Origin of the sequence: Candidatus Pelagibacter sp. HIMB1782, from assembly GCF_052047475.1 — a bacterium.
Classification (GTDB): Bacteria; Pseudomonadota; Alphaproteobacteria; order Pelagibacterales; family Pelagibacteraceae; genus Pelagibacter.
Genome location: NZ_JBNAKE010000002.1, coordinates 95,461 through 119,828, shown reverse-complemented (window position 1 = coordinate 119,828; position 24,368 = coordinate 95,461). Strand labels below are relative to the sequence as shown.

General features: G+C 31.9%; 32 protein-coding genes. 23 read left to right on the top strand and 9 right to left on the bottom strand.

What is annotated here, in order from left to right; genetic code table 11:
• The 6 genes from ACTTAO_RS05180 (at position 1) to ACTTAO_RS05155 (ending at position 2,946) form a co-directional block, all read left to right on the top strand.
• The gene (locus ACTTAO_RS05180) at positions 1-1,302 is read left to right on the top strand and encodes a S1C family serine protease (protein ID WP_440691213.1); all 1,302 of its coding nucleotides are present in this window, start codon (positions 1-3) and stop codon (positions 1,300-1,302) included.
• 1 nt (position 1,303) lies between these two features.
• Positions 1,304-1,636, top strand: coding sequence for a hypothetical protein (locus tag ACTTAO_RS05175; RefSeq protein ID WP_440691212.1), 333 nt, complete (start codon positions 1,304-1,306; stop codon positions 1,634-1,636).
• 115 nt (positions 1,637-1,751) lie between these two features.
• Positions 1,752-1,940 (top strand): hypothetical protein, encoded by a 189-nt coding sequence (locus ACTTAO_RS05170; RefSeq protein WP_440691211.1) that lies wholly within the window; start codon positions 1,752-1,754, stop codon positions 1,938-1,940.
• Positions 1,924-2,097, top strand: coding sequence for a hypothetical protein (locus tag ACTTAO_RS05165; RefSeq protein WP_440691209.1), 174 nt, complete (start codon positions 1,924-1,926; stop codon positions 2,095-2,097). Before ACTTAO_RS05170 ends, ACTTAO_RS05165 begins: the two co-directional genes overlap by 17 nt.
• A complete protein-coding gene (locus tag ACTTAO_RS05160; RefSeq protein WP_440691207.1) occupies positions 2,078-2,548 on the top strand; it encodes a hypothetical protein in 471 nt (156 codons plus the stop codon). Before ACTTAO_RS05165 ends, ACTTAO_RS05160 begins: the two co-directional genes overlap by 20 nt.
• A 65-nt stretch (positions 2,549-2,613) precedes the next feature.
• Positions 2,614-2,946 carry a hypothetical protein gene (locus ACTTAO_RS05155; protein WP_440634305.1) on the top strand — a complete coding sequence of 111 codons (333 nt, stop codon included), beginning with the start codon at positions 2,614-2,616 and terminating at the stop codon, positions 2,944-2,946.
• Positions 2,947-3,205: 259 nt separating this feature from the next.
• Here the strand turns inward: ACTTAO_RS05155 and ACTTAO_RS05150 are convergent, their stop codons facing one another.
• Complete coding sequence (locus tag ACTTAO_RS05150; RefSeq protein WP_440634304.1) at positions 3,206-4,003, bottom strand: hypothetical protein; 798 nt, start codon at positions 4,001-4,003, stop codon at positions 3,206-3,208.
• 1 nt (position 4,004) lies between these two features.
• The gene (locus ACTTAO_RS05145) at positions 4,005-4,214 is read right to left on the bottom strand and encodes a hypothetical protein (RefSeq protein ID WP_440634303.1); all 210 of its coding nucleotides are present in this window, start codon (positions 4,212-4,214) and stop codon (positions 4,005-4,007) included.
• Positions 4,215-4,476: 262 nt separating this feature from the next.
• On the opposite strand from ACTTAO_RS05145, the gene ACTTAO_RS05140 reads away from it, so the two are divergent.
• From ACTTAO_RS05140 to ACTTAO_RS05060, 17 genes are all read left to right on the top strand, one after another.
• Positions 4,477-4,875, top strand: a complete 399-nt coding sequence (locus ACTTAO_RS05140; RefSeq protein WP_440634302.1) for a hypothetical protein — start codon at positions 4,477-4,479, stop codon at positions 4,873-4,875.
• 213 nt (positions 4,876-5,088) lie between these two features.
• Positions 5,089-5,373 carry a hypothetical protein gene (locus tag ACTTAO_RS05135; protein WP_440634301.1) on the top strand — a complete coding sequence of 95 codons (285 nt, stop codon included), beginning with the start codon at positions 5,089-5,091 and terminating at the stop codon, positions 5,371-5,373.
• Positions 5,373-5,861 carry an ssDNA-binding protein gene (locus ACTTAO_RS05130; protein WP_440691206.1) on the top strand — a complete coding sequence of 163 codons (489 nt, stop codon included), beginning with the start codon at positions 5,373-5,375 and terminating at the stop codon, positions 5,859-5,861. Before ACTTAO_RS05135 ends, ACTTAO_RS05130 begins: the two co-directional genes overlap by 1 nt.
• Positions 5,861-6,292, top strand: a complete 432-nt coding sequence (locus tag ACTTAO_RS05125; RefSeq protein ID WP_440634299.1) for a hypothetical protein — start codon at positions 5,861-5,863, stop codon at positions 6,290-6,292. Before ACTTAO_RS05130 ends, ACTTAO_RS05125 begins: the two co-directional genes overlap by 1 nt.
• Positions 6,293-6,490: 198 nt before the next feature.
• Positions 6,491-6,928 (top strand): hypothetical protein, encoded by a 438-nt coding sequence (locus ACTTAO_RS05120; protein WP_440634298.1) that lies wholly within the window; start codon positions 6,491-6,493, stop codon positions 6,926-6,928.
• 1 nt (position 6,929) lies between these two features.
• Positions 6,930-7,553 carry a hypothetical protein gene (locus ACTTAO_RS05115; protein ID WP_440691205.1) on the top strand — a complete coding sequence of 208 codons (624 nt, stop codon included), beginning with the start codon at positions 6,930-6,932 and terminating at the stop codon, positions 7,551-7,553.
• Positions 7,554-7,760, top strand: coding sequence for a hypothetical protein (locus ACTTAO_RS05110; RefSeq protein WP_440691204.1), 207 nt, complete (start codon positions 7,554-7,556; stop codon positions 7,758-7,760).
• A complete protein-coding gene (locus tag ACTTAO_RS05105; protein WP_440691202.1) occupies positions 7,726-8,169 on the top strand; it encodes a hypothetical protein in 444 nt (147 codons plus the stop codon). Before ACTTAO_RS05110 ends, ACTTAO_RS05105 begins: the two co-directional genes overlap by 35 nt.
• The gene (locus tag ACTTAO_RS05100) at positions 8,162-8,377 is read left to right on the top strand and encodes a hypothetical protein (RefSeq protein ID WP_440634295.1); all 216 of its coding nucleotides are present in this window, start codon (positions 8,162-8,164) and stop codon (positions 8,375-8,377) included. Before ACTTAO_RS05105 ends, ACTTAO_RS05100 begins: the two co-directional genes overlap by 8 nt.
• The gene (locus ACTTAO_RS05095; protein ID WP_440634294.1) at positions 8,377-10,632 is read left to right on the top strand and encodes a primase-helicase family protein; all 2,256 of its coding nucleotides are present in this window, start codon (positions 8,377-8,379) and stop codon (positions 10,630-10,632) included. The genes ACTTAO_RS05100 and ACTTAO_RS05095 overlap by 1 nt, the downstream gene beginning before the upstream one ends.
• Positions 10,632-10,967: a hypothetical protein gene (locus ACTTAO_RS05090; protein WP_440634293.1), complete on the top strand. Its 336-nt coding sequence runs from the start codon at positions 10,632-10,634 to the stop codon at positions 10,965-10,967. The genes ACTTAO_RS05095 and ACTTAO_RS05090 overlap by 1 nt, the downstream gene beginning before the upstream one ends.
• A 344-nt stretch (positions 10,968-11,311) precedes the next feature.
• Positions 11,312-11,836 (top strand): hypothetical protein, encoded by a 525-nt coding sequence (locus tag ACTTAO_RS05085; protein WP_440691201.1) that lies wholly within the window; start codon positions 11,312-11,314, stop codon positions 11,834-11,836.
• Positions 11,837-12,164: 328 nt separating this feature from the next.
• Entirely contained in the window at positions 12,165-13,331 is a 1,167-nt protein-coding gene (locus ACTTAO_RS05080; RefSeq protein WP_262590344.1) for an LLM class flavin-dependent oxidoreductase, read from the top strand.
• 3 nt (positions 13,332-13,334) lie between these two features.
• Positions 13,335-13,919: an amino acid synthesis family protein gene (locus ACTTAO_RS05075; protein WP_440657024.1), complete on the top strand. Its 585-nt coding sequence runs from the start codon at positions 13,335-13,337 to the stop codon at positions 13,917-13,919.
• Between the two features lie 3 nt (positions 13,920-13,922).
• A complete protein-coding gene (locus ACTTAO_RS05070; RefSeq protein WP_440691199.1) occupies positions 13,923-14,708 on the top strand; it encodes an alpha/beta fold hydrolase in 786 nt (261 codons plus the stop codon).
• Positions 14,701-16,182: an aldehyde dehydrogenase gene (locus ACTTAO_RS05065; protein WP_440691198.1), complete on the top strand. Its 1,482-nt coding sequence runs from the start codon at positions 14,701-14,703 to the stop codon at positions 16,180-16,182. The genes ACTTAO_RS05070 and ACTTAO_RS05065 overlap by 8 nt, the downstream gene beginning before the upstream one ends.
• Positions 16,183-16,274: 92 nt before the next feature.
• Entirely contained in the window at positions 16,275-17,465 is a 1,191-nt protein-coding gene (locus ACTTAO_RS05060; protein WP_075506235.1) for an ABC transporter substrate-binding protein, read from the top strand.
• Between the two features lie 31 nt (positions 17,466-17,496).
• Here ACTTAO_RS05060 and ACTTAO_RS05055 read toward each other — a convergent pair whose 3' ends face one another.
• The 7 genes from ACTTAO_RS05055 to glaH all read right to left on the bottom strand — a co-directional run bounded on the left by ACTTAO_RS05055 (position 17,497) and on the right by glaH (position 24,335).
• A complete protein-coding gene (locus tag ACTTAO_RS05055; protein WP_440691197.1) occupies positions 17,497-18,672 on the bottom strand; it encodes an MFS transporter in 1,176 nt (391 codons plus the stop codon).
• A 74-nt stretch (positions 18,673-18,746) separates the two neighbouring features.
• Positions 18,747-20,078 carry a branched-chain amino acid ABC transporter permease gene (locus ACTTAO_RS05050; RefSeq protein WP_440634612.1) on the bottom strand — a complete coding sequence of 444 codons (1,332 nt, stop codon included), beginning with the start codon at positions 20,076-20,078 and terminating at the stop codon, positions 18,747-18,749.
• A gap of 35 nt (positions 20,079-20,113) precedes the next feature.
• Entirely contained in the window at positions 20,114-21,124 is a 1,011-nt protein-coding gene (locus tag ACTTAO_RS05045) for a branched-chain amino acid ABC transporter permease (protein WP_440691196.1), read from the bottom strand.
• Position 21,125: 1 nt separating this feature from the next.
• Positions 21,126-21,833: an ABC transporter ATP-binding protein gene (locus ACTTAO_RS05040; protein ID WP_440691195.1), complete on the bottom strand. Its 708-nt coding sequence runs from the start codon at positions 21,831-21,833 to the stop codon at positions 21,126-21,128.
• Positions 21,833-22,621: an ABC transporter ATP-binding protein gene (locus ACTTAO_RS05035; RefSeq protein WP_262590336.1), complete on the bottom strand. Its 789-nt coding sequence runs from the start codon at positions 22,619-22,621 to the stop codon at positions 21,833-21,835. The genes ACTTAO_RS05040 and ACTTAO_RS05035 overlap by 1 nt, the downstream gene beginning before the upstream one ends.
• A complete protein-coding gene (locus ACTTAO_RS05030; RefSeq protein WP_440691194.1) occupies positions 22,622-23,389 on the bottom strand; it encodes a pyrroline-5-carboxylate reductase in 768 nt (255 codons plus the stop codon).
• A 34-nt stretch (positions 23,390-23,423) separates the two neighbouring features.
• Positions 23,424-24,335, bottom strand: a complete 912-nt coding sequence (gene glaH, locus ACTTAO_RS05025) for a glutarate dioxygenase GlaH (RefSeq protein WP_440691192.1) — start codon at positions 24,333-24,335, stop codon at positions 23,424-23,426.
• Between the last annotated feature and the right edge of the window lie 33 nt (positions 24,336-24,368).

Here is a 24,368-nt window from a genome sequence, read left to right as displayed (position 1 = left end):
ATGAAAAAACTTTTATCAATTGTTGTGTTGCTTACTTTAATTTTTGGAGGTGTATCTAATAGCTCAATTATTGAATTGAATAGATGTGTCCCAGGTCAAAATAATTTCCCTGAATTTAAAAAAGCTGACTGGAAATCACTAAACTACAATAAACGGAATGTTATTCTTTATAAATTTCACGCCCAACCTAAAAAAGACCAACATGGTCAATGGAAGTTAGTCGATGAAAGATCTAGCGGAGAATTGGCTGGAAATGAAAAATATATAAAAGAATTAGTTAATGATGGGTATAAAAAATTAACATTTTTAGAAAAGCATCTTTATTCCATCAATACAAATAACGCAATTGTTACCCATGTTTATACTTATTCAGATGAATATTGGAAATATAAACAAGAATATATTTCAAGATTTAAAAGACTAGAACCTAATAGGCTTAAAAATGAATACACAAAAGCTATGTATAGAAGTTTTTATTTAACTAAAAAAACTAGAGTTGAAAAATATAATATTGTTGATTTTTTTGACAATAAAATCATTGCTGAGAAAAAAGGTCAATCAGACATATATCCTGATGGAAAACAAAGCATTTTAATTGATTTAGAAAAACTTACTGTTACTTCAAATTTAAAAAAAAATTTATTTGATGACTTCCAAATGTTTTTTAAAGTTTGTACTACAGATGAAGATAGTGGAGGTTCATCAGGTGGATCTTCAGGAACTGCATTTTTTGTATCCAATAAAGGTCATTTATTAACCAACAACCATGTAGTAGATGGCTGTGAGGTATCTAAGATAACTTATAAAGACAAAGATTATAATACAAGATTGTTGGCAACTGATAAAACTTTGGATTTAGCTCTACTGAAAGCAGAAATTAAACCTAAATCATTTATAAATTTTTCAAAAGATGATGCAAAAAAACTCAACAAAATTTACGTTGCAGGTTATCCACTTGGCAAAGGCTTAAGTGACGATCTTAAAATTTCATCAGGTATTGTAAGTTCTTTAAAAGGATTTGAAGATAATTCAAATGAATTGCAGATTGATGCACCGATTAATCCAGGCAATAGTGGGGGACCAATTATAAACGAAAATGGTAGTCTTGTTGCAATTGCTGTATCAGGTTTAGCGAAAGATAAAACGGAGGGAATTAATTTTGGTATAAAATCTTCAGCAGCTCAAAATTTTCTTAAATCAAATAATTTAAATCCAAAAATATCAATGTATTCTGGCATACAGGAAAACGATAAACTTTTAGAAATTTTAGAAGAAGGGACAGTTTATACATACTGTAATTAATATGAAAAAACTTCTATCGATCCTGGTTCTAAGTTTATTGTTTGGTGGAAATGTTTATGCTGAAGAAACTTTTTTGTCATGTAGGCATGAAACTGGCTCAACAATAGTGCTGTCTTTTGATAATGAAACTAAATTAGGAAAAGAATATATAGGTGGCGACACCCAAATTACTTATGATTTGGTTTTATCAGAAGCAAATATTTTTTTTGTATCAAATACCAGAAGTTGGAATATTGACAGATTTTCAGGTGCAGCAAATCTTAATAATAAAAATGCTGATAACTCATGGCGTACAGTTAGATGGTTTTGTAAAAAAGCTGAAAAAAAATTTTAATAAAAATATGCTTTTGATTGAATATTAATTATAAACAATTAATATGATCTTGTCCGTGATTTAGAAACAACTCTACTTGCTTCGGACATAAAATAATAACGCTAAAGGAGGCAATATGGCTACAATCTTAGAAGTCTATAAATTACTTAAACTTAAGAAAGAAAATGGTGAAGACATTGGAATGTTTGGAGAAAGTTTCATTGAAATGTGTGAAAAGGATAAAGAACCATCCACAACTAAAGAGGTTCATGTAACTCTTGTAAAAAATAAAAAAGAGGGAGGTTCTGATGGGAAAAATAATTAGCGCTAGACTTGCTACAGATGATTATGATCCAATGAATTTGTTAGGTACTACTGGTGTGTTTTCACCCAGAAAATATAGACCTAACAAACTGAAAAAGAAAAGTGATAAAATAAATAAAAAAAATATAATTAAGAAAAATGAGAAAAATATTGATTAAAATTTTAGATTGGCTTTTTAAAAATCCTTCTGATTTTTTTTTGATTAGTTTTTTTAAGACAATTCTTTTATTTGGACTATTTATAATCGTAACTTATGTTGTAATGGCTGTCGCTTCTGCACCACTAACAATTTTAATCTTTGTTGTTTTTTATGGAGGTGAATATATTTATAACCGTATACCCTCATCTATCACAAATAATGATTTTTTTGCCATTGAAGCAGCATTGCTCTCTGGACTTTTGGTGTTTTGGAGTATTTTCTTGATATTCTCAATTGTAATTTGTTTTTGGGACTTTTTTATAAAAAATAAAAAGTATTCTTTAGCGGATATTTTTTTAGGCTTTTATGGAAGTATCAAAATAATATCTCAAATTTTTTTAGGTATTAATGCTATGTTTATTTCTGTACTATTATTTTATTATTTTATTAAAGGTTTGTTTGGTTTTTAAATGCTTGAAGTAATCATAGCCATAGAACTTGTAGCTTTAGGTTATGCAATATATTCTAGTAGCCAATGAAAATAATATTTTTAATGTTTATTTGTATGTTTTTAACAAATGAAAGTTTTGCCAATGAAATTAAAATTCCTAAATTTAAATCTAAAGAAGATGTTTTTTTTTGTAAACATGATAGTGGAATTGAATCAATGTTAGCAATCACAAGAGATAAAATGATCATGTATTATCAAGCTAAAGGTGAGAGATCAGCTATAGTCATAGATCAGGGAGATCGATATACCGCTACTTTTGAAGATTTTAAAATGATCTTTTTTAAAAAAACAAGCACGTGGGCTAGAACATATAATGATGGAATTCAAAGTTTTGGTGTTTGCAGGAAATTGAATTAATAAAAAAAGTGAAGAACAAAAACTAACAGCCACAATCCTATCATAATTAATAGTGCTAACGACATTCCAATTTTTTTATAGATAGGCCATTTTTTAAAATTTTCTGAGAAATGCTTTACACCCATAAAAATTATATATGGATAAAAGAGAAAAAACCCAAATATGATTAGTCCATAAAATAGTAGGTCGCTTATTAGAGTTAAATCAAAGTCTAAAACTTTATTAAATATTTCTCTTAGTGTCATAACATAGGATTGGTTTAAATTCTTTTATCTGTGTCATCAAATTTACCTTTAGCTACGATTAAATCATACAATTCCTCAGCATTTGGACCAATTTCACTTGTGATGGTTTTTGATAAATTGAATGCTTTGTTAAAATCAACTAAAGAAATATTTTTCTTTTTACTTTCATGGTCAAACATCAACATTAGTCCTTTCAAATCTTGTGAACAGGAAACTATAAATTTAAATTTTTTAAAATCAGAATTACGATATTCTTCAGCTTCAATAATTGGTAAACATTTATGGTTTCCTATTTCTAATACAACCTGGTTTTTAAAATCAAAAGCACCTTCGTTTTGCTTTGCAAAACTTGCATCTAGTTCAATTTTATTTTTTTTCAAAAGATCAACTAATTGTGAAGTTGTAGTCTTCTTTTTTATTTTTTTTAAAATATCACAAACTTTATGAAACTTTTTATGTATATCATTTGCAAGTTCTTCCATTTCGCTTGAAGCAGTTTTCTTTTTTTTAGAGTTCTCTGGTTTTGGATCAAATTTTTTATTGTATTTTAGATCGCTACCACCATAAATATTTGCAAATACCCTCCTGCACTCCATATCCAGATCCAATAGTTTAGACATATTGTGTTGACTATAACCAAATGTCCATAATCTCATGTTTTCTGTTTCTAGCGAATAAATTATTTCATTAACTTCTCTAGGATTATTATTGAATGATTTAGCAAATTCTAAAAAATTAGTATTTCTATCTAATCCCTTTTCAAATTCTTCTTCTGAGCCTTTTATTAATTTATTTCTCAACCACTTAAACATTTTAAAATAAACCCATCTTCCATATGATTATTGTGTAAATTATTAAAACAACAATTCCCCCACCTCTCAGTCTCCAAAAAGGATTTTTTATTCCAAGAAGTCCACCAACAAACCAGAATACTTTATTGTAAAAAAATATTATTAGCGCGGCTATAGGTAAAAAAATTATTACACCTGCTGTTGTCGAAAATATTAATTCTATCCACTCCATCTATCTGACTTAATCTTTCTATAATAGTATATAGGAAAATATAGGATCAATAGAATTTTTTGAAAAATATTTTTTTTACAAGTCCTCTCCACTTCAGCAAGTTTTGAAGGTTTATCTATATCCAAATCTTAGTATTTAGAGCTTATATTAGGTACCCTAATTTCAGTTTTTCCCCCTCCCCCTCTTTTAAAAAGTTGATTTTCTGAAACCAATGGGGCCCGATACAGTTGACATTGACTACGTCAAACTATACTGACGATCTATGAAAGATATAGATGAACTTATTAAATATCTAAAAGAAAACGATATTGATCCGAAGGTTGCACTTAATGTAATAAAACGAGAGTTTGCTACTGATAAAGCTGGTCATAAAAAGACAGTCTGGAAGATGATTAAGTTCCAACTTTATATCTGGCAGAGAATGAAAGATCCAAATACTACTAGAATTAATACAGTAACTAATCTAGTGAATTCAGGTCAGTATAAGAAAGCTTATGAACAGTTTCCAAACCCCCCTTTTGATGCAGAAAAAGAAGTACATAATTTAACTAAATTAATCTCTGATAAGAGACAGGATAAATTCTTTATATCTAAGAATTTCACACACTACGGAAGACCAAATCAAAAGCTACCTCAAGCTCTTATAGATAAACTCAGGTAAACTGAGTCAATTTTGTTGATAATCTTTACACCTGTTCAGGGAATGTTCCCTTTCTTTATTTTTTTAAAATGATAGCTACTCCGATAGAAAAAGATTGACGTCTTTTTTTAAATAACTATATTAGAAGACGTTGAACTAAGATCAACGAATAAGTAAGTAAATATGATAAGTGTACAATCTATACCTATAAAATTCAAAAAACCTTTTCTGACAATGAAGCAGTTATGCTCTGAGTTGTCTATTCAATATAAAACTTGTGAAAGGTGGATTAAAGAAGAAAAAGAAAAAGGGTTTGGAGAATTTTTTATTGAAGGTGTGAAATATAGTGTAGTGCCAGGTCGAATTAAAATTCCTGGTGTTAGAAATTATATATGGAACGCTAACGTATTTTACCTCTACTATTTTTTACCTAAGATTAACGGACTAGACAAACCACAATTAAAAGATGGTGAGTTAATCTTTATATCTAAACCAGAAAACAGAATAGGAGTAAATTAATGAACGTAAAAGATCTAATAACACCTGTAGGTATCGCAAACTATCCATACGTAACAGGTCAAGGTGATACAGCTTTTAGTAGTGAAGGTCAGTACCATGTTAAAGTTACAATTACAAAAGATGCTGCTGAACCTTTAGTGAAAAAAATAAAAAGTTGTATTGCTGCAGAAGTTGCAGATGAGCACAAAAGAAAACCTGGTATTGAAAAAATTAAAAGAGCACCATTACCATTTAGAGAAATTGGAGATGATCAAATAGAGTTCAAATTCAAATCTAAATTTAAACCTAAAATTATTGACAAGAAGAAGTTACCACTAGGTGAAGATAAAACTGTTTGGTCTGGTACTACAATGGCTGTTAAGTTTGATGCTAGTAGTTACAATTCAGCTTCACTTGGAGTTGGCTGCACTCTTCGATTAAAAGGTATTCAAGTTGTTGACCTGGTCGAAGGATCTACTGCAACAGAAGGGTTTGAAGAGATAGCATAATGGAAAAAATGATATTTAATAAAACCAAAAATATTTGGAAACACAATGACGGAGGTTTAAAAGAAAGTAGATTTAAATCTAAGAGACAAAGAGGTGATTGTGTAATTAGATCAATAGCACTAGCAACTGATCAACCTTATGATCAAGTGTTTGATGCATTATGTGATATCGCAAAAGAGACTGGATTTTTACCAAATCAAGAAGATACTTATGAAACTTATCTAAGAAGATTAGGCTGGAAAAAACATAAGCCGCAAAGAACCTTTGGTGGCAGTCTAAAAAGATTAGAGAATTTTAATTCTGAAGGTAAGACATGTATTGTAAGAGTTCCACGTCACCTAGTAACAATTAAAGATAATTTAATCTTAGATAGCTGGGACTGTAAGTTCTATTCAGCATGTTCGTATTATACAAAGGAGTTGGATGCCTAAAGCTATTCTCCCAACAACCCATCACAAAATTGTAGAGAAGATCCGTAAGGAACTTCGTAAGCAACCAAAGTTGGTTGACTACAATCCATTGACTGATGACAAAACCAAATGGATCGTCCTCAATGGTAAATTTCACAAGTTGTTCGATTATGGAATTGAAAGATTCTTTTTGGAACGAATAAAAAAGGAGACAAACTAATGAAGGAAACATTAAACCAAATAGATAAAAAGATGGAAGCTAAGAGTGATGGATCAGTTGCCAAAATATTAAATAAACTAGCTGAATCAAAACTAGTAGCATCAAAACTGGATGATTTAACACCTGAGGGACTATTCCTATCTGTAAGACAAAACTTGAAACAGCGATATGAGGAAGCTGTTGAAGGTGGCTTTGAAGGAACTGAAGAGGAATTTATAAAAACTATACCTTTAGATGAGCTTAGACAGATGCTTAGTGATGGAGGAAAAGTCATTGATTTTGCTAAAGCAATAAAAATGAGAGGTGAAAAGCCAATACGTAAATTAGATCTAGCTGGTCAGTTTACGCCTGGTCGAACTTTGGAAAGTTTAAGTCCAGCTGAAAGAGAAACTGTAAACATGCTGCTGAAGATGACACTAGGTAAAGATAAGGATTAACATGAGTAAAGAAAAAGATGAACCTGTTGTAACACCTAAAGTTGACAAAAAGAAAACTGAAGGTGCACTAAATGCATTTGGTAAAGAGTTAATAAAAAATGCAGTTATTTATGATGGTATTAATCCAGCAGATATGATCGTGCATTATGATCCAGCATTGTCTAAACCAAATTCACCAGTATTTAGAAATAATAAAAGAGACATTGTTTATGGAAATATAAATGAAGCTCGTCAACACAATGCTATTTGGGAAACTTATGATGATAAAACTCAAAGTATTAAAAGACAACTAAATGAAAGACCAGGTGTTAAAAGACCATCCCCTACTACACCAAAACCTTTTGTAAAAAAACCTGTTGCCGCATCAACTGCAACATTTAAATCAAACTCATTTGAAAAACCTAACGTCAGCTATCAGTTAGCAGAGTTAAAAGAAATGTTTAAAGAAACACCAGAACAGAAATCACAGAGAGAAAATTTTGAACGAATTCAAGAGCAAAACAAAAGAGAGAAACTTAGACTGGCAAATAGTGGCATAAGTTATCTTTTAGGTGGTGCTCAGAATATAGAAAGACATGAAAGAATGAATGCAATGTTTAATCCAAAAAAAAATAAGGAGAAGTAAGTGGCTTGTAAGTACAACTTTCATAGTATTTCTTTGAAGAATAAAACTTATTCTGAATTGAATGAGATTGCTGCAGAGATTGCACCAGGTGAAAATCTGAGTCAATCGAAGACAGTAGAAAGTCTGGTTTTCTTTTATAGATCACTTCATCCTAAAACGAAGGAGTCTATAAATGACAGTAAGTCAGAACAAAAAACCAGCTGCTAAAATTGAACATTCTAAATTAGCCAAATTTTTTAGAAAATATTTTAATAAACAGCAGCAACATATAAATCAAATCTACTTAGACAATGAGCTATTGGCTAAAATGCTTATGGAATATGCGGATGCATATCTCAGACTGTATAATGAGTATCAGGAGAACCTATCAGTCTACAAAAAAAATCAGAAATTATTCCAAAAGCAACTAAGAGACTTTGACACCATGATGTCTTTTGCATGGTCAGCTGATGAAATGGGTATCGATACTAAGTCAGATGTCATCACCTTTACTAAAAAAGAAAAGCTTAAATATATACAAGACTACACCATAGAGTTTGACCAGACACTGATGGAGAGTGGCAAGAAAATTGAAAAATTGAAGCTTATCAAAAAAAAGAAGGAGGCCAATGACTGAAGCATTTTGGACACCTGAAAAAAAAGCTGACTACAGAAAACTCTTAGAAAGAAGAGAAAAAAGAAGAAAATATCATCGTGATTACATGAACCATCACCGAAGAAACGGAAGGTATATCGTTAAGTATATCAAAGGTGAAGGTAAGCGATATTTCAAAACTACAGATGACTACATCAAATATTTAAAAAGTAAAAGGAGACGTAAGTAATGCCTAATCTAGAAGAAGTAAAAAAATTTTCAGAAATATTTAAAGGGGCAATAAATAAACATGGCACCTTAGATTATATCGACAAAGTAACTGGAAAAAAGAATGCTCATGAAGAGTCTCAACCTTTTCCTTATGAAGCACACCTAAGTGGTCAACTTAAAGGTTTGTCACCTGTTAATGAAGAGACTTTGATGTGTAGCTGGGGTGGTATCGATATAGATCTTCCATTGTCAGTAGATAAATTTCCAGGTGAAATTTGGAGTAAAATTGGAACTAGATTTTTTTGTTTTTTAACACCTAGTAAAAGATGGAGAGTTTTAGATTTCTTTGATGAACCAATGCCAGTGGAACAGGCTAACGAATACGTTAAAAATTTAGAGGCAGAAGTTGCCAAAAAACTTAATATTAAAGTAGATACTGTTTCAACAGCACCTACAATTCCTAGTGAAAAAGGTGCAGTCGGCAGATGGTTCTTCCTACCCTATTCATTTGATTATGACGTTTGTTATTCACCAGGTGGAAATCCATTATCATTACAGCAATTCTTCTTTAGGTATAAATACAGAAGTCATCCAATTGTAGTCGCTGCAGTGGGCATGACGGGTAAAGGAGAAGTAGGAAGCAGATCAAAAGCATTATTCAATGTTGCACTCTATAAAAAACATTTTGAATGTGACGTATCTTTAGAAGAGCTGAACCTGCAATTTGCTACTAAGCTTAATGAAAGAGATTTCTTAAAAGAAGAAAAACATGTTTTAAAAACCTGTGAAAAATATGACCAGAAATATTTTATCAATGGTCAAAGTAAATGGATAAAAGAAATGACGGGTCATAGACCTTGTTTAGACGCAAAAGGTCTTGTCGTCATTCCTGATGGACTTGTTGCTGCACACATTTATATTTTAAGCAGAACGGGTTGGTATGAAACTAGTGATCAACAATTTCTTTCAAAAGAACAACTGAACGACTGGTATAAATCTGAATACAAAGATTTTTCAGGTGAGCTGTTAAAAAACTCAGCTACAACAAAAGTTAAAAGTTACTTCACCCATCCTGGTCTACCACCAGGAGTCGTTTATATTGAACCAGGTGAAATCAAGGGATTTAAACCAGGTGAATATTTAAATATTTATCAAAAGCCTGATTTAAAAGCAGTGAAAGGTGAATACCAGCAGTTTGATGACTACTATTGTTACCTGTTAGGTGAAGACAATTGGAAAATAGAGAAACAAAAACTGGCATTTAATTTAAATGCTGAAAGTGAGCACCAGCACTACTTAGAGACTGGCTATGGTGGACTTAAAACTCAATGGTTCTCTATCTGGCACTCAAAAGCTCATGGCGTTGGTAAAGGTCTGTTCGCACTATTTGTACAAGCTATGTTCGGCCCCGCTAATGTTAGAACCAATGTAAAATTTGATCAGTTAATAGATGGTCACTCTACTATTATCGATGGCGCACAAACCATCTTTTTAAATGAAGTTGCTCTGAACAACACATCTAAAATGAAAGATAAATCTGAAAAAATAAAAGACATAATTACTGAGCCAGAAATAATGGTAAATCCTAAATTTAAAGATCCTGTCCATATACCTAATTTAGCTAACTTCTATATGTTTTCTAACTCAGATAAACCAATGCATATTGCTGGAGAAGACAGACGTACATTTGTCATTGATATTGATAAACCAAAAGAGCAAATAGTGCAGCGTCTTGCGCAAGATAAAGATGCAATTCTTAAAGCTATTCAAGATCCTTCAGCGTTTAAATACCATCTTTTAAATGACATCACTTACGACAGAAAAATGTTTTTTGAAGATGCACCAATGAACAAAGCTAAAGAGAATATTATCTATGCTAATAAAGATGACTTCGTCAAAGTAATGGATGAGTGTTTTGCAGATAAAACATTTCCTTTTTGCTCTGAATGGACAAAAAAATACAATGGTGATCTTGATGAATACTGGTCTTATGAAGGTTTTCTAAATACTAAAAAAACCTTCTTTGCTCTAAAAAAACATCAAGATTTTAAAAATCTATATTTCAATCTCGAGAGTGTTGAATCTTATTTAAAAGATAATTGCTGCAAGTGGCCTAATGGTAAGCTGACAGTGCAACTTAGATGCGCTAACGGAAGTAGACCTCGAGTTTACCTAATGGAACATCGAGAACATGAAGGTAAACTTATTACTGACATGACTGATAGAGAGCTTGGAATTCTTTATGAAACTAGGAAAGGATTTGATGTTTGTTAATGACACCTACTAGTAAAAAAAGAAAATCAGCTCTGCTGCAGAATATGGTTAGAGATAAAATTCTCAAAAGTTTTCCGCATTTAAAAAAGAAGGATGTTCTAACAGCAGCTACAGGTCAAAATGGACCTGATATTGTGTTGTCTAAGGTTGCTAAAAAGCTGGTTGGTGTACAGTTCGAATGTAAGAACCAGAACAAGATGAAAACTATCTATGACTGGTACAAACAGTCAGCTAAAGGTAACCATAAGTTGATGCCTTGTGTGGTTATGAAGATGAACACAAGAGAACCTATTGTAGTAATATCAATGGAAGATTTTTTTGATCTCATAAAATAATTTCTCATGTCTCACTCACTCACCCACTTTTAGAAAACCTCTTTGTTTTGTGAGGGATGCATGAAATATATAATCCTATTAATGAAAAACCCTTGAGACAGTTGAGACAGCTGAGACAAGTACGTGAAATAAAGCTTAATGGATCAATGTTTACTCACATGTCTCAGAAGATATTTTTAAAGGACTAATAGAGTTAGTAAAAATGGTGCACGTCCAGTAAGATGGGGATGTAATTCAAGGTAACCAAAATAACTAAATAAATGACTACAAATAAGAAGTACAACTTAACAAGATCAGACTTTGCGAAAAAGCTAGGTATTACAAGGGATACTTTAAAGAAGAGAATGAAGCGAGGTCACTATGCAGACGTCTATATCGTAAAAGAGGGGAAATATTTTTTTAACGGGGATACAGGAGGCTGTCCTATTAAAGTTAATTCCCCAACTTTAAATCGTCCCCACGTACCCAGAAAACGGAACAGAGGTAATCACTTTACAAGTACAAATCCAAGATATTCAAACCAACTAAGACAACATAATGAAATGAAGATGTTGGCTAAACTAAAACATAATGTTGATCCTGAAGTACAAGACTTAATTCCTGAAGCAGTGGAACTGGCTAAACAGAAAAAAAGAGAGAGGCTGCAGAAGCAGCTAAACACACCTATAGTCAGACCTTACAGTAATGGTATTGAAAATATGAGTAAGACACATATTCAAACACTTGGTCTTGAGCCTATTAGCTCACAGCCTCGAGGTACAATTCCATTTAAAACTGATTATAAAGAATTATTTCCACAACCAAAAAATGAGTATGACAGCTACCTAGAAGAGAACGATGTTCAGCCTACCAGGAAGCTCTATTGGTGACACTTTAGGTTGACCTATAGTTTAAAGCAAAATTCCAGGACTTATATTCGTTGAATTTCCAGCTGCTATTTCTATATTGAATTTACTTACAATTTACTTACGTTTGCTGCAGCTGATGCCAGTTGGTTGCAGCAGACCTTCAAAACGTCATAAAAAAGAACATAGAATCATGGTGAAACACCCTTGGTCGACCTCCAGATAACTATTTGTCTTCCTAGAGATCTCTAAAAGTGTTATGGTTATTGAAGAAGAACGTACACATAACTCAGCGCTAGACATAGCGAAAGCGGGATCGGTCGTCTTTAAATTAATTTTTAAAGGAGGCTTTATGAACTTTGGATATTTTTGTAATACTACCAACTGGGACAAGAAACCTTATACTCAGCTTTTAGACGAAGCTAGAGAAATCACAGAATATTGCGACCAAAATAATTGGAATTCTATTTGGTACACGGAACATCATTTTAATCATGAGGGGATGGAGTCCTGTACTAATCCTTTAATGATGTGTACAGATGCTGCGGCCAGAACTAAAAATATTCGTTTAGGGCAAGCATGTAACGTAATCACATTTCATAATCCAATAAGACTTGCTGAAGATATCGCTACACTCGACCAAATGTCTAAAGGTAGAGTTGAGGTCGGTATTGGTAGAGGTGTTTACGGTAGAGAAGCAATCAACATGAATAAAGAAGCTGACCTAAAAGATCAGGCAAAAAATTTTAGACTTTTTTCAGAAACATTAGAAATAATGAAAAAAGCATGGTCTGAAGACTTTTTCTCTCATCAAGGAGAATTTTATACTTATCCATCTCCTAATTTTATTTGGCAACACGACATGAGTCCTCCCAAAGAAAATGTTGTGGATTTAAAAACAAACGAACTAAAACAAATATCTGTATTACCAAAACCTTATCAGAAACCATTTCCACCAATATCACAAGTGGTTGATGGAGAAAGATCAATTCAGTGGGCAGCAGAAAATGGACTTAATACAATTATGTGGATCCCAACTGTAAAAGCTTTGAAAAAAAGATTTGAAATTTTTAAAGAAGCAAAATCTAAAGCTGAAAACAGAGATGTTCCTTTAGGTGAAGGTATAAGTTTGGTTAGAGACATGTTTGTTGCAGAAACTATGGAAGAAGCAGAAAAAATGGCTGGAGAACATATTGTAAATTATATGAGATGGGTCTGTCATTGGAGGGGGTTAGGAAACCATATGGACCCAGATGAAAAATTGCCTGAGACTAAAAATAAATTAGATTTATTAAATTATGAATTTCTTCATAAAAGAAATCTTTTATTTGGAACACCTGAGTTTGTAATAGAAAAAATAAACGAACTTCAGCAAGAATTAAATCTTCAAAATTTACAAGTTTGGTCTAACTTTCCTGGTATCAAACATGAAGACTGTATGAGAAGCATCAAATTATTTACAGAAGAGGTAATTCCAAATATAAAACCTATTAATTCTAATATACAAAAAGCGAGTTAACACATGGAGCTAAAACTTAGAAAATTTGCAAAGTTTGTAGATAAAACTTTTATTGAAGGTGGAAAAAAAGCAAATGAACCTGTTTTGTTAGTTTCTGTTGCAGCTGTTATAGAGAATCCTTGGGCTGGAAAAGGTTTTGTAGAAGATTTAAAACCAGAAATATTAGATCTTGCACCTCAATTAGGAGACCTATTAGTACCAGAATTAACTAAAGAAATTGGATCAGGTGAAAAAATTTTAGCCTACGGTAAGGCAGCGATGGTAGGATTAAATGGTGAAATAGAACATGCATCTGCATTTATTCATACTCTTAGATTTGGAAATAAATTTAGAGACGCTGTCGGTGGAACTTCTTATTTAAGCTTTACAAATACAAGAGGTCCTGCAGGAGCAAAAATTTCAATTCCAATGATGCATAAAACTGATGCTGGATTAAGACCTTTTTATTTAACCCATGAATTTACTATTCATGATGCGCCTAATGAAGATGAAATAGTTGTTGCTATAGGTGGAGCTCCAACGGGAAGAGCTCATGCAAGAACTGGTGATCGATATCAAGATATGAAAGAGATGGGCATTGATAATTAATTGATGTCTTATAATTTTGATACTAATCAAAATCATTATTATTTTAATAATAAAAATTCTTTACCTCTGATCTTTATTCATGGTGTTGGTTTAAATCAACAAATGTGGAAACCACAAATTGAATTTTTCAAGGACAATTCATTTATAACTTACGATCTTTTAGGACATGGGAAAACACCCTTTAAAGAGCCAAATTTATCAATGGAAAATTTTACCAACCAATTGTCAAATCTAGTAAATAACTTAAAAATAGAGAAATTTAATTTAATTGGATTTTCTATTGGATCGTTAATAGCAATAGAATTTGCATCAAAATTTGAAAATTATTTAAATTCCTTAACATTGATTTCCACTACATATAAAAGGACAGATTTGGAAAGACAAAATGTTGTTGATAGGGTCAATTTAGCAAAAAAAAATATGCCTATTTCTCAAATGGCAATGAAGAGATGGTTTTCAGATAAGTACCTTGAACAAAATCCTGAATTATATGATGAGTTTATGAAAATTCTTAACAAAAAGGGAAAGGACCAAGAAAATTTTATAAAAGCTTATGAGTTATTTGCGAATTACAAAGATAATCTTGAAAATGTAAAAAATATTAAAACTAATACATTAATAATTACAGGCTCAGATGATCCAGGATCTACACCTGATATGTCTAAAAATTTAAATAAAGATATTCAAAACTCAACATATATTGAAATTAAAAATGGAAAGCATTTGTGTACTATTGAATATGCAGACGAAGTAAATAATGCAATAATGAAACATATAAATAATGTCTAAATTAAAAAAATATCAAATGTTTATAGATGGTCAGTGGGTAGACTCTGATACAAAAAAAACTTTTGAAACTTTAAATCCAGAAGATAATAAGCCATGGGGTGTAGTTCCAGAAGCTAGTGCAAACGATGTAGACAGAGCTGTAAAAGCTGCGCAAAAAGCTTTTGAAGGGGAATGGCCAAAAATGCTTGCAAGAGATAGAGCAAAATTTTTAAGAGCTATTGGAAACAAGCTTAGAGAGAATTCTGAATTGCTAGGTAAGATTGAAACAATTGATACAGGAAAATTGTACAGAGAAACTTATCAACAAGCAAAATACATTGCTGAATATTATGATTATTACGCAGGATTAGCTGACAAAGTTGAGGGAACAGTTCTTCCAATAGATAAACCAAATATTCAAGCAATTACAACTAGAATTCCAATAGGAGTTATTGCAGCTATCATTCCTTGGAATTCTCAAATGTTTTTAACTGCAACAAAAGTTGCTCCTGCTTTGGCTATGGGTAATACAGTGGTAATCAAATGTTCTGAATTAGCTCCAGCAACAATGTTTGAATTTGCAAAACTTGTTGAGGAAACTGGAATACCCAAAGGTGTAATTAATGTAGTTTCTGGTTTTGGAGATCCATGTGGTAAAGCATTGACTACTCATAACTTAGTTGAGAAAGTTGCTTTTACTGGAGGACCTGAAACAGCAAGACATATAATTAGAAATTCTGCTGAGAATTTATCTGAAGTAAGTTTAGAGTTAGGAGGAAAAAGTCCTGTTGCAGTCTTTGATGATGCTAAACAAGAAAATGCTATTAATGGAATTACTGCTGGAATATTTGGAGCTAGCGGTCAAAGTTGTATAGCAGGTTCAAGATTATATTTACAAAAAGGAATTTATAACGAATTTTTAGACAAGTTAGCAGCTAGAGCAGAAAAAATTAAAATTGGTGCTCCAATGGATCCCGATACTGAGATGGGTCCATTAAGTAACTTTAAACAATTAGAGGTAATAGAAAAAAATATTAAATTAACTGTTGAACAAGGTGGTAAAATTAAATGTGGAGGTAAAAGACATTCTTTTTCAAATGAAGGTTATTATTTTCCTCCAACTATTATTGAATGTGAAAATCATAACTTACCAGTAGCAGAAAACGAATTATTTGGACCTGTTTTATCAGTTATGAAATTTGATACTGAAGAAGAAGTGATAAAATTAATGAATGATAATCAATATGGTCTCTCTTCAGGTGTATACACCAGCGATCTTGCAAGAGGCATGAGGGTATCCAATGCTATCAGAGCAGGAATTACTTTTGTAAACACTTACAGATTAATTTCACCGTCAGCTCCATTTGGAGGTATCAAGGATAGTGGATACGGTAAAGAGGCAGGAATTGACTCAATTAAAGATTACACAAGAGTAAAAACAACTTGGTTCTACACATCAGATGAACCATCTTTAGACCCATTCTCTATCAGATAATAGTTTAAAATAAGCCAATTTTGTCATTGAATATTCAGATTATTCATACTTAAATTAGATTTTATAAATTGTTAACAATAAAGAGGAAGATAATGAGAAAACTATTTATCGCTGCATTTATGTTTGTATCAAGCTTTGGTTCAAACGTTATGGCAGACGGACATTCGATCAAAATGGGAATCATTTTAGGATTTACAGGTCCTATTGAATCTCTTACTCCAGCTATGGCTGCATCTGCAGAGCTTGCATTTAAAGAAGCTTCAGATTCAGGTTCATTACTTGGTGGAAAAAAAATTGAAGCAATGCGAGCAGACTCAACTTGTGTTGACTCAGCAGCAGCAACAGCAGCAGCTGAAGGTTTAATTTCAGGTGGTGTAGCTGCAATTATGGGAGCTGACTGTTCAGGTGTAACAGGTGCTATTGCAACAAATGTTGCTGTACCAAACGGTGTAGTAATGATTTCACCTTCAGCAACTTCTCCAGGATTAACTACTCTAGATGATAATGGATATTTCTTTAGAACTGCTCCATCAGATGCTAGAGGTGGTCAAATCTTAGCTGACATTACTAAAGACAGAAAAGTAAAAAGCGTTGCAATCACTTATACTAACAATGACTATGGAAAAGGTTTAGCTGATGTTTACAAAGCAGCAGTTGAAGCTCATGGTATTAAAGTTACAACTGTAACTGCTCATGAAGATGGTAAAGCAGATTACTCATCAGAAGTAGCAACTCTTGCTTCTGCTGGTGGTGATGCTGTAGCAGTTATTGGTTATCTTGACCAAGGAGGAAAAGGAATTATTCAGGCTTCTTTAGACTCTGGTGCATTTGATACTTTCGTTTTATCAGATGGTATGATTGGTCAATCATTAGTTGATGCATTCGGAAAAGACCTAAGCAAGTCATTTGGATCTCTACCAGGTTCTACTGGTAAAGGTGCTGGTGTATTTGCAGAAGTTGCAAAAGCTGGTGGTATAGATTCATCTGGTCCTTACACTGGAGAGTCTTATGATGCAGCTGCTTTAATCGTCCTTGCAATGCAAGCGGGTAATTCTGCTGACAGAGCATCTATTGCAAAAAATGTGATGGATGTTGCTAACGCTCCTGGTACTAAAATCTACCCAGGTGAATTAAAGAAAGGTTTAGACTTACTAGCAAAAGGTAAAAAGATAAATTATGAAGGTGCTACTGGAGTATCTTTTACTGAAGTTGGTGAAGCTGAAGGTTCTTTCTTAGAGCAAGAAGTTAAAGGCGGAAAATTCAAAACTAAAAAACAAAGATAATTTAAATCTTATTTTAAAAAGCCCTGGTAAATTAGTTTGCTGGGGCTTTTTTTATATCTGCTCTTAAAATTACAAATAAAATAATTATCAAAAAAGGAATACACATAAAATTTACTATTTTCCAACTCAACAATGAAATTAAAATTCCTGCTGATAAACTTCCAATTGCTGTAGCAGAAAAAACTATTAGATCATTAAATCCTTGGGCTTTAAATTTTTCTTGCTCATTGTAAGTGGTTACTAACAAGCTAGTTCCTGAGATATATAGAAAATTCCATCCTATACCTAAAAATATCAATGAGGCAAAATAATTTATAAAAGTCGGTTCAAATAAGCTTAATGATATTGTCAAAGCATAAAAAAATACCCCCATGTACATTATATTTGAAAAACCAAATCTCTTTATTAGATTACCTGTGACCAATGATGGAAGAAACATTCCAAGTACGTGAAATTGGATAACCAGTCCAACTTTGTCTACACTTAATTTATGGACATAATGCATACTAATTGGAGTAGCTGTCATTAAAAATGCCATAACCACATAACCAAAAGTAGCAGCTACCATTGCTTGTAAAAATTTTGGATCAGAAACAAATTCTTTGTAAGTCCTAACATTGGAATATGTTGAATTATTTTTATTAGTAATTTTTGAATTTTTATAAAAACTTAAAAAAATTGCAGGCATAATAGTAAGACATGCTAATGCGATATACGATCCAACATAAACATGATCACTAATTAAATCTTTTGTTTTATTTGCTAAAGTAATTCCTATAAATGCAGAGACAATTCCAGCTAACAAAAGCATAGAAACTGCCTTGGGTGCTTTGTCTTTTTCAACTGTTTCAGCTGCTGCAAATCTATACTGATGAATGAAAGCCATTCCAGTACCAAGTAGAAAACAAGAAAATGAAAATATTATGAAGCTATTAATAAAGATTGAGTAAGCAGCAAGTAAACAAGCTAAAGAGCTACCTATAGATGCCAAAACAAAACCTAAACGTCTGCCAATAATTGACATAACTTTCGCAGCAAAAATAGTAGAGATTGCTATACCAACTACATAAATTGAAGGAGGAAAAGTAGCTAGTGATTTAATAGTTGAAAGCTGACTTCCAATTATTCCGCTTAAAAAAACTGTTACATTGGCTGCTGTGAAACCAAAAACCTGACTTGAAATAAGTAGCGAAAGATTTCTGTTCATTAAAACATATACTTGTCAGCCATATACATAGCCCAAGCAATTGCAGCACCTAAAATAATATATTTCATGTTTAATTATTTTATTTCTATTTTTTCTGGAAGTATACCTTTAGGTCGGTATCTCATTATGAACAACAAACCTAAACCCATCAATAAAAATCTAAAATAAGGAACACTTTCAATAAGATGAGCTTTGATAGCATTTGTTTCAGGAATACCTGCTGTAAAGAAGTTAATTAAAAACATTGAAATTGGTGCTGCTTCAATCCATAAAAACCATACAACAAAACCACCTAAAATTGCACCAAAGTTGTTTCCACTTCCTCCAACTATGACCATGACCCAAATTAAGAATGTATATCTCATTGGTCTATAACTTCCTGGTGTAAATAATCCATCCTGAGTTACTAGCATTGCACCTGCAATTCCAACAATTGCTGAACCTAAAATAAATATTAGCAAATGTTGTTTCACAACATTTTTACCCATAGCATTTGCTGCTTCTTCATTATCTCTTATTGCTCTCATCATTCTTCCCCATGGAGAATAAAGAGCTTTCTGAGTAAGAATTAAAAGTACTATAACAACAACTAAAAACAAACCTGAGTAGCATAGTTTAACAAATATTGAAGAACCTTCGATTACAAATTGATTTAACGCTGCTTGTCTTTCGGATAAATCAGTAATTAGATCTAACTTACTAGATTTAAACTTTTCTACTAAATTTATAAACCAATCAGTGGTCTGCAGATCGACTTCATATGGAGCAGGTCTCTTTAAGCCGATTACATTTTTAACACCTCTAGTTAACCAGTCTTCATGCTTAATTATTGCTATTACAATTTCTGAAATCAATAGTGTTGCAATTGCTAGATAATCAGCTCTTAAACCTAAAGCAACTTTTCCAACTATAAAGGCTAAACCTCCAGCAAATAATGCACCTACGATCCAGGAGAAAATGATAGGTAAACCAAACCCACCAAGAAAACCAGTAGTTGCAGGATTTACAGCTTCAATTTTTTCAATACCTGGTTCCGCTGTAACTCTGATAATTATGATAGCTGCAATAATCAGAGCTGCAATACTGTAAGTTCTTAGTTTTGATTTTTCAAAATTTTTCAAAATAAATCTGATAACTAAAACCATTACAATGATGAGCCATAAGCACATTAAAATATCAAATCCACCAGCTCTCCATGCTTCTTGAACTGGATCAACTGAAATTATTACTGCAGCAAGCCCCCCTAAAGCAGTGTATCCCATTATTCCAAAATTAATTAAACCAGCATAGCCCCATTGTATGTTTGCACCCATGGTCATGACTGCTGAAATTAAGCAAAGATTAAATATTGATAATGCAATATTCCATGATTGAAAAATTCCAACTAATAGAATTAAAACCATCATGATACTGTATGCTGCAATAACGTTTAAATTTTTTCTCACAATACTTTCCCTTTGAATATCCCTGATGGTCTATAAAGTAACACAATCACCAAGATTGAAAATGAAACTGCAAATTTGTAATCTGTCGAAAGTAATTGAACTAATCCCTCTGGCTCCATACTTTCAGGTAATATGTACATAAAAAATTTCTTATATGCATATGTTAATAAAATTTCTGAAAAAGCAATCACATAGCCACCTAAAAATGCACCGAAAGGATTTCCAATTCCTCCAACGATTGCTGCAGCAAAAATGGGAAGCATATTGTTAAAGTAAGTGAAAGGTTTAAAACTTTTATCTAAACCATACAAAGCTCCTCCAATAGTGGCTAAAATTCCTGCAATTACCCAGGTTACCAATACTATTTTTTTAGGATCTATTCCTGAAAGCAAAGCAAGATCTTCGTTATCAGAGTAAGCTTTCATGCTTTTTCCTGTTTTAGTTTTATTTAAAAACCAGAATAATAAAGAGACTAAAACTATTGTAACAAAAATAGTAATGACCTGAGTAGATTTAAGGGCAAGTCCTTCGTTTAAACCTGTCATTTCTTTAAATTCTCTAGCCTTGATAATAAATTTTTCTCCATCAAAAAACCTTCTATCTCCTGGACCTATTATAATTCTAACAACTGCTTGAGTAACAAACATCACTCCAATACTAACCATAGCAAACTGAACTGGAGGACTTTTTTGAGTTCTGTAATACTTAAAAACAAATTTATCGATTGTAAGCATGTATAGGACCATAAAAAAAATTCCAAATGGAAGTGCAATTAATGCTGTAGGCAGAACTCCAAGAGAAATACCTAAAGATTGAAAATACCAAGTGAATAATATTGTCATCATGGTTCCAAATGACATCATGTCTCCAGTTGCAAAATTAGCAAATCTGAGAATTCCGTAAATTAAAGTAACAAAAATTGCACCTAAAGCTAATTGAGAACCGTAAGTAAGTCCTGGAATAAAAATATAATTTAGTAAAAGAATTATTGCATTAATAAGATCCATACTATCCTCCTAAGAAAGAGCTTCTTACTCTTGGATCGTTCAATAATTCTTTGCCAGTCCCTGAATAACGATTTTCTCCAGTAACCAATACATAACCTCTATCAGAAATATTTAATGCTTGTTTAGCATTTTGCTCTACCATTAAAATAGCAACATTAGTTCTTTTAACTTTAACGATATGATCAAACAATTCATCCATAACAATTGGTGATACGCCTGCGGTAGGTTCATCCAGCATTAACACTGTTGGTTTAATCATTAACGCTCTTCCAAGTGCAACTTGTTGTCTTTGACCACCAGATAATTCACCTACCATTTGGTTTCTTTTTTCTCTAAGGATCGGAAATAGTTCGTAAATTTCCTCAATAATATTTTTTATCTCAGAGTTTACTAAAAAGGCCCCCATTTCTAAATTTTCCTCAACTGTCATTCCCGCAAAAACATTTTTGGTTTGAGGAACAAATGAAATTCCTTGTTTAACTCGATCTTGTGGAGAAAGTTTTGAAATATCTCTACCGTCAATTTTAACTGATCCAGATTTTAAATTTAATAAACCTAACATTGCTTTCATAGCTGTAGATTTTCCAGCACCATTAGGTCCTAGGATAGAAACAATTTCTCCTTTGTTTACTTCGACAGAACAAGAATTAATTATATCTGGTCCATTTCCATAACCACCAGTCATCTCTATTCCTTCAAAATATGCCATTAAACTTCATCCTTTAATTTTGATCCTCTGCCAAGATAACTTTCTATTACCTTTTCATCTTTTTTAGCTTCCTCAACAGAACCCTCAAATAAAACTGACCCTTCAGCCATAACAATTACAGGATCACATAATCTCCCTATAAAATCCATATCGTGCTCAATCATACAAAAAGTATAACCTTTTTCTTTATTTAGCTTTTCGATTGCAGTGCCTAGATCTTTTAACAAAGTTCTATTTACTCCTGCTCCCACTTCATCCAATAACACCAATTTTGCATCAACCATCATGGTTCTTCCAAGTTCTAACAATTTTTTTTGTCCTCCAGAAAGATTACCTGCAAGCTCATTTGACAGATGTCCTAAATTTAAAAATTCAACTACTTCTTTTGCTTTTTCTTTAACTTCTGCTTCCTCTTTTGCAACTAACCCTGGCTTAAATAATGCTGTCATTAGCTTTTCACCTGATTGATTTCCTGGAACCATCATTAAGTTTTCTAGAACAGACAAATTTGAAAACTCATGTGCTATTTGAAAAGTTCTAAGCAATCCTTTTGAGAACAATTCATAAGATGGAACATCTGTGATATTTTCTTCATCAAATGTTACACTCCCACCTGAAGATTTTAAATTTCCAGCAATTAAATTAAATAAAGTTGTTTTACCAGATCCATTTGGACCAATTATACCCGTTATAGTTCCTCTTTTAACTTTAATAGAACAATCAGAAACTGCAGCAAGTCCTCCAAAATACTTTGATAAATTATTGATCTCTAAAATATTTTCAGACATTTATTTATCTAATCTTTTGTAAATACTATTTAAAGTTTTCTCTAATGATTTATAAAAACCAGCTTTTGTCAATTCATTGACACCCTGCTCGTTTAATCCCTTAGGTGTTTGCGATTCTTTAACTAACTCTCTTAAGTTTTCTTTAGAATGTATAACAGCATCTTCTGACAAAGCTAAAAACAAAGAAGTTATATATTTTTGAGCATTATTTCTTTTTACCCCTTTTTTAATTAACCAATCAGACATTACTCTTTGCATTTCATAAAAAGGTGCCATCATTCCAGAAGTAGACCAAAAGTTTATTGAAGATTTTTCATTTTTAATTTCTACAGTAGTTCCTAAATGATTAAAAAAAGCTTTTACTTTTGAATTTGGTGGACATATTGGAACTGGTCCTTTCTTTAATGATATTGGTGGCAAAGGAATTGCTCTTACTATTTTTGCTTTTACTTTAATGGCTTTTTTTAACTGTGATAGAGTAATTGTAGATATAAAGCTAACAATTGTTTGACTAGACTTAAATTTTAAATCTTTAATTATCTTCTCTCCCACCGTAGGTGTAATAGATAAAAATACCCAATTAGATTGATCAACAATTTGTTGATTATCTTTAGCAATAACTATTTTTTTGAACTTTTTTTTTAAACTTTTGGCAATCTGTTTATTCCTTGGAGAAATTATTATTTTTTTATATTTGAAATTAGATTTACATATTCCAGTTATTACTGAAGATGCAATTTTACCCGTACCAATAAAACCTATAATCATAATATTTTGGTTACTTTATATTGATTATATTGAATTAATTAACAAAAAAAGATCCTCTAATTCTCAACAATTCTCTGCTTAATTCTTTATTTTCTTTGAAAGGTTTTCTTCCATGAAGCCAAAAATAATTATTTGCAATTATAGAGCAACCAACCGGTAACTTTGTAATTACTTTATTTTCACTTCCTTCCAGAGCGTCAGATAATCTCTGTAAAAAATTGCCTTGTTCCATGTTTTTTGGTTCAGGAAATTGGTCAATATATGAAATATGTGGTCTTCCTTTATCATCTGAAGAAAAAACTGGATGCTCAACTTTATAATCTACGTTTTTACTCTTAGGTGAACTCCAAAGAAATTCTTGTTTACCCACAGGATCATTTGATAATTCTTTGCAATGTTCCCAATCATCTAAATGCAACATAGCAGTTTCTCCACCTTCTACGTTTTCTTCTTCTAACTTTGTCATAATTAACCAGTCTGTAATTTCTTTAACATAAGTTCCATCTGTATGGAGATCCATATTACGGTAAGCTTTTCTTAAATAAGAATCACTTGCATCTTCGTGTTTAACATGGAAACGAGCATAATATTTTCCTGCCATTGAGTCATGGTTAGGATTTCCGATTAAATAAGCTATTGCAGTTGATAATTTTACTAAAAATTTATCATCAATTTTTTGTGAAATATTTTTTGGTCCAATTATAAAACAACCAGTTGAACGATCTCTAATTATTGAGTTCATTAGTTTACTAAGTTGATTTTCTGTTAAATCATCTAAACTTTTTGCTATTGTAAACCTTGTAAAAGGCTTTAGTTCTAAAGCTGTTAAGTCGAATTTATTAAATGGAAAAACTAATTTCTTAATAATCTCATCAGTAATTTTTATATTTAAAATTCTTTTTGATTTATCATGTTCTTGAATTTCTAAACCTGGTATTTTTTCCATAAGAAACCTTAAGTTAACTTTTTTAATAAATCA

Coding starts and splice junctions, on each gene's coding strand:
- ACTTAO_RS05180 (WP_440691213.1), top strand. CDS start 1: ATGAAAAAACTTTTATCAATTGTTGTGTTGCTTACTTTAATTTTTGGA.
- ACTTAO_RS05175 (WP_440691212.1), top strand. CDS start 1,304: ATGAAAAAACTTCTATCGATCCTGGTTCTAAGTTTATTGTTTGGTGGA.
- ACTTAO_RS05170 (WP_440691211.1), top strand. CDS start 1,752: ATGGCTACAATCTTAGAAGTCTATAAATTACTTAAACTTAAGAAAGAA.
- ACTTAO_RS05165 (WP_440691209.1), top strand. CDS start 1,924: ATGGGAAAAATAATTAGCGCTAGACTTGCTACAGATGATTATGATCCA.
- ACTTAO_RS05160 (WP_440691207.1), top strand. CDS start 2,078: ATGAGAAAAATATTGATTAAAATTTTAGATTGGCTTTTTAAAAATCCT.
- ACTTAO_RS05155 (WP_440634305.1), top strand. CDS start 2,614: ATGAAAATAATATTTTTAATGTTTATTTGTATGTTTTTAACAAATGAA.
- ACTTAO_RS05150 (WP_440634304.1), bottom strand. CDS start 4,003: ATGTTTAAGTGGTTGAGAAATAAATTAATAAAAGGCTCAGAAGAAGAA.
- ACTTAO_RS05145 (WP_440634303.1), bottom strand. CDS start 4,214: ATGGAGTGGATAGAATTAATATTTTCGACAACAGCAGGTGTAATAATT.
- ACTTAO_RS05140 (WP_440634302.1), top strand. CDS start 4,477: ATGAAAGATATAGATGAACTTATTAAATATCTAAAAGAAAACGATATT.
- ACTTAO_RS05135 (WP_440634301.1), top strand. CDS start 5,089: ATGAAGCAGTTATGCTCTGAGTTGTCTATTCAATATAAAACTTGTGAA.
- ACTTAO_RS05130 (WP_440691206.1), top strand. CDS start 5,373: ATGAACGTAAAAGATCTAATAACACCTGTAGGTATCGCAAACTATCCA.
- ACTTAO_RS05125 (WP_440634299.1), top strand. CDS start 5,861: ATGGAAAAAATGATATTTAATAAAACCAAAAATATTTGGAAACACAAT.
- ACTTAO_RS05120 (WP_440634298.1), top strand. CDS start 6,491: ATGAAGGAAACATTAAACCAAATAGATAAAAAGATGGAAGCTAAGAGT.
- ACTTAO_RS05115 (WP_440691205.1), top strand. CDS start 6,930: ATGAGTAAAGAAAAAGATGAACCTGTTGTAACACCTAAAGTTGACAAA.
- ACTTAO_RS05105 (WP_440691202.1), top strand. CDS start 7,726: ATGACAGTAAGTCAGAACAAAAAACCAGCTGCTAAAATTGAACATTCT.
- ACTTAO_RS05100 (WP_440634295.1), top strand. CDS start 8,162: ATGACTGAAGCATTTTGGACACCTGAAAAAAAAGCTGACTACAGAAAA.
- ACTTAO_RS05095 (WP_440634294.1), top strand. CDS start 8,377: ATGCCTAATCTAGAAGAAGTAAAAAAATTTTCAGAAATATTTAAAGGG.
- ACTTAO_RS05090 (WP_440634293.1), top strand. CDS start 10,632: ATGACACCTACTAGTAAAAAAAGAAAATCAGCTCTGCTGCAGAATATG.
- ACTTAO_RS05085 (WP_440691201.1), top strand. CDS start 11,312: ATGAAGCGAGGTCACTATGCAGACGTCTATATCGTAAAAGAGGGGAAA.
- ACTTAO_RS05080 (WP_262590344.1), top strand. CDS start 12,165: ATGAACTTTGGATATTTTTGTAATACTACCAACTGGGACAAGAAACCT.
- ACTTAO_RS05075 (WP_440657024.1), top strand. CDS start 13,335: ATGGAGCTAAAACTTAGAAAATTTGCAAAGTTTGTAGATAAAACTTTT.
- ACTTAO_RS05070 (WP_440691199.1), top strand. CDS start 13,923: ATGTCTTATAATTTTGATACTAATCAAAATCATTATTATTTTAATAAT.
- ACTTAO_RS05065 (WP_440691198.1), top strand. CDS start 14,701: ATGTCTAAATTAAAAAAATATCAAATGTTTATAGATGGTCAGTGGGTA.
- ACTTAO_RS05060 (WP_075506235.1), top strand. CDS start 16,275: ATGAGAAAACTATTTATCGCTGCATTTATGTTTGTATCAAGCTTTGGT.
- ACTTAO_RS05055 (WP_440691197.1), bottom strand. CDS start 18,672: ATGAACAGAAATCTTTCGCTACTTATTTCAAGTCAGGTTTTTGGTTTC.
- ACTTAO_RS05050 (WP_440634612.1), bottom strand. CDS start 20,078: ATGATGGTTTTAATTCTATTAGTTGGAATTTTTCAATCATGGAATATT.
- ACTTAO_RS05045 (WP_440691196.1), bottom strand. CDS start 21,124: ATGGATCTTATTAATGCAATAATTCTTTTACTAAATTATATTTTTATT.
- ACTTAO_RS05040 (WP_440691195.1), bottom strand. CDS start 21,833: ATGGCATATTTTGAAGGAATAGAGATGACTGGTGGTTATGGAAATGGA.
- ACTTAO_RS05035 (WP_262590336.1), bottom strand. CDS start 22,621: ATGTCTGAAAATATTTTAGAGATCAATAATTTATCAAAGTATTTTGGA.
- ACTTAO_RS05030 (WP_440691194.1), bottom strand. CDS start 23,389: ATGATTATAGGTTTTATTGGTACGGGTAAAATTGCATCTTCAGTAATA.
- glaH (WP_440691192.1), bottom strand. CDS start 24,335: ATGGAAAAAATACCAGGTTTAGAAATTCAAGAACATGATAAATCAAAA.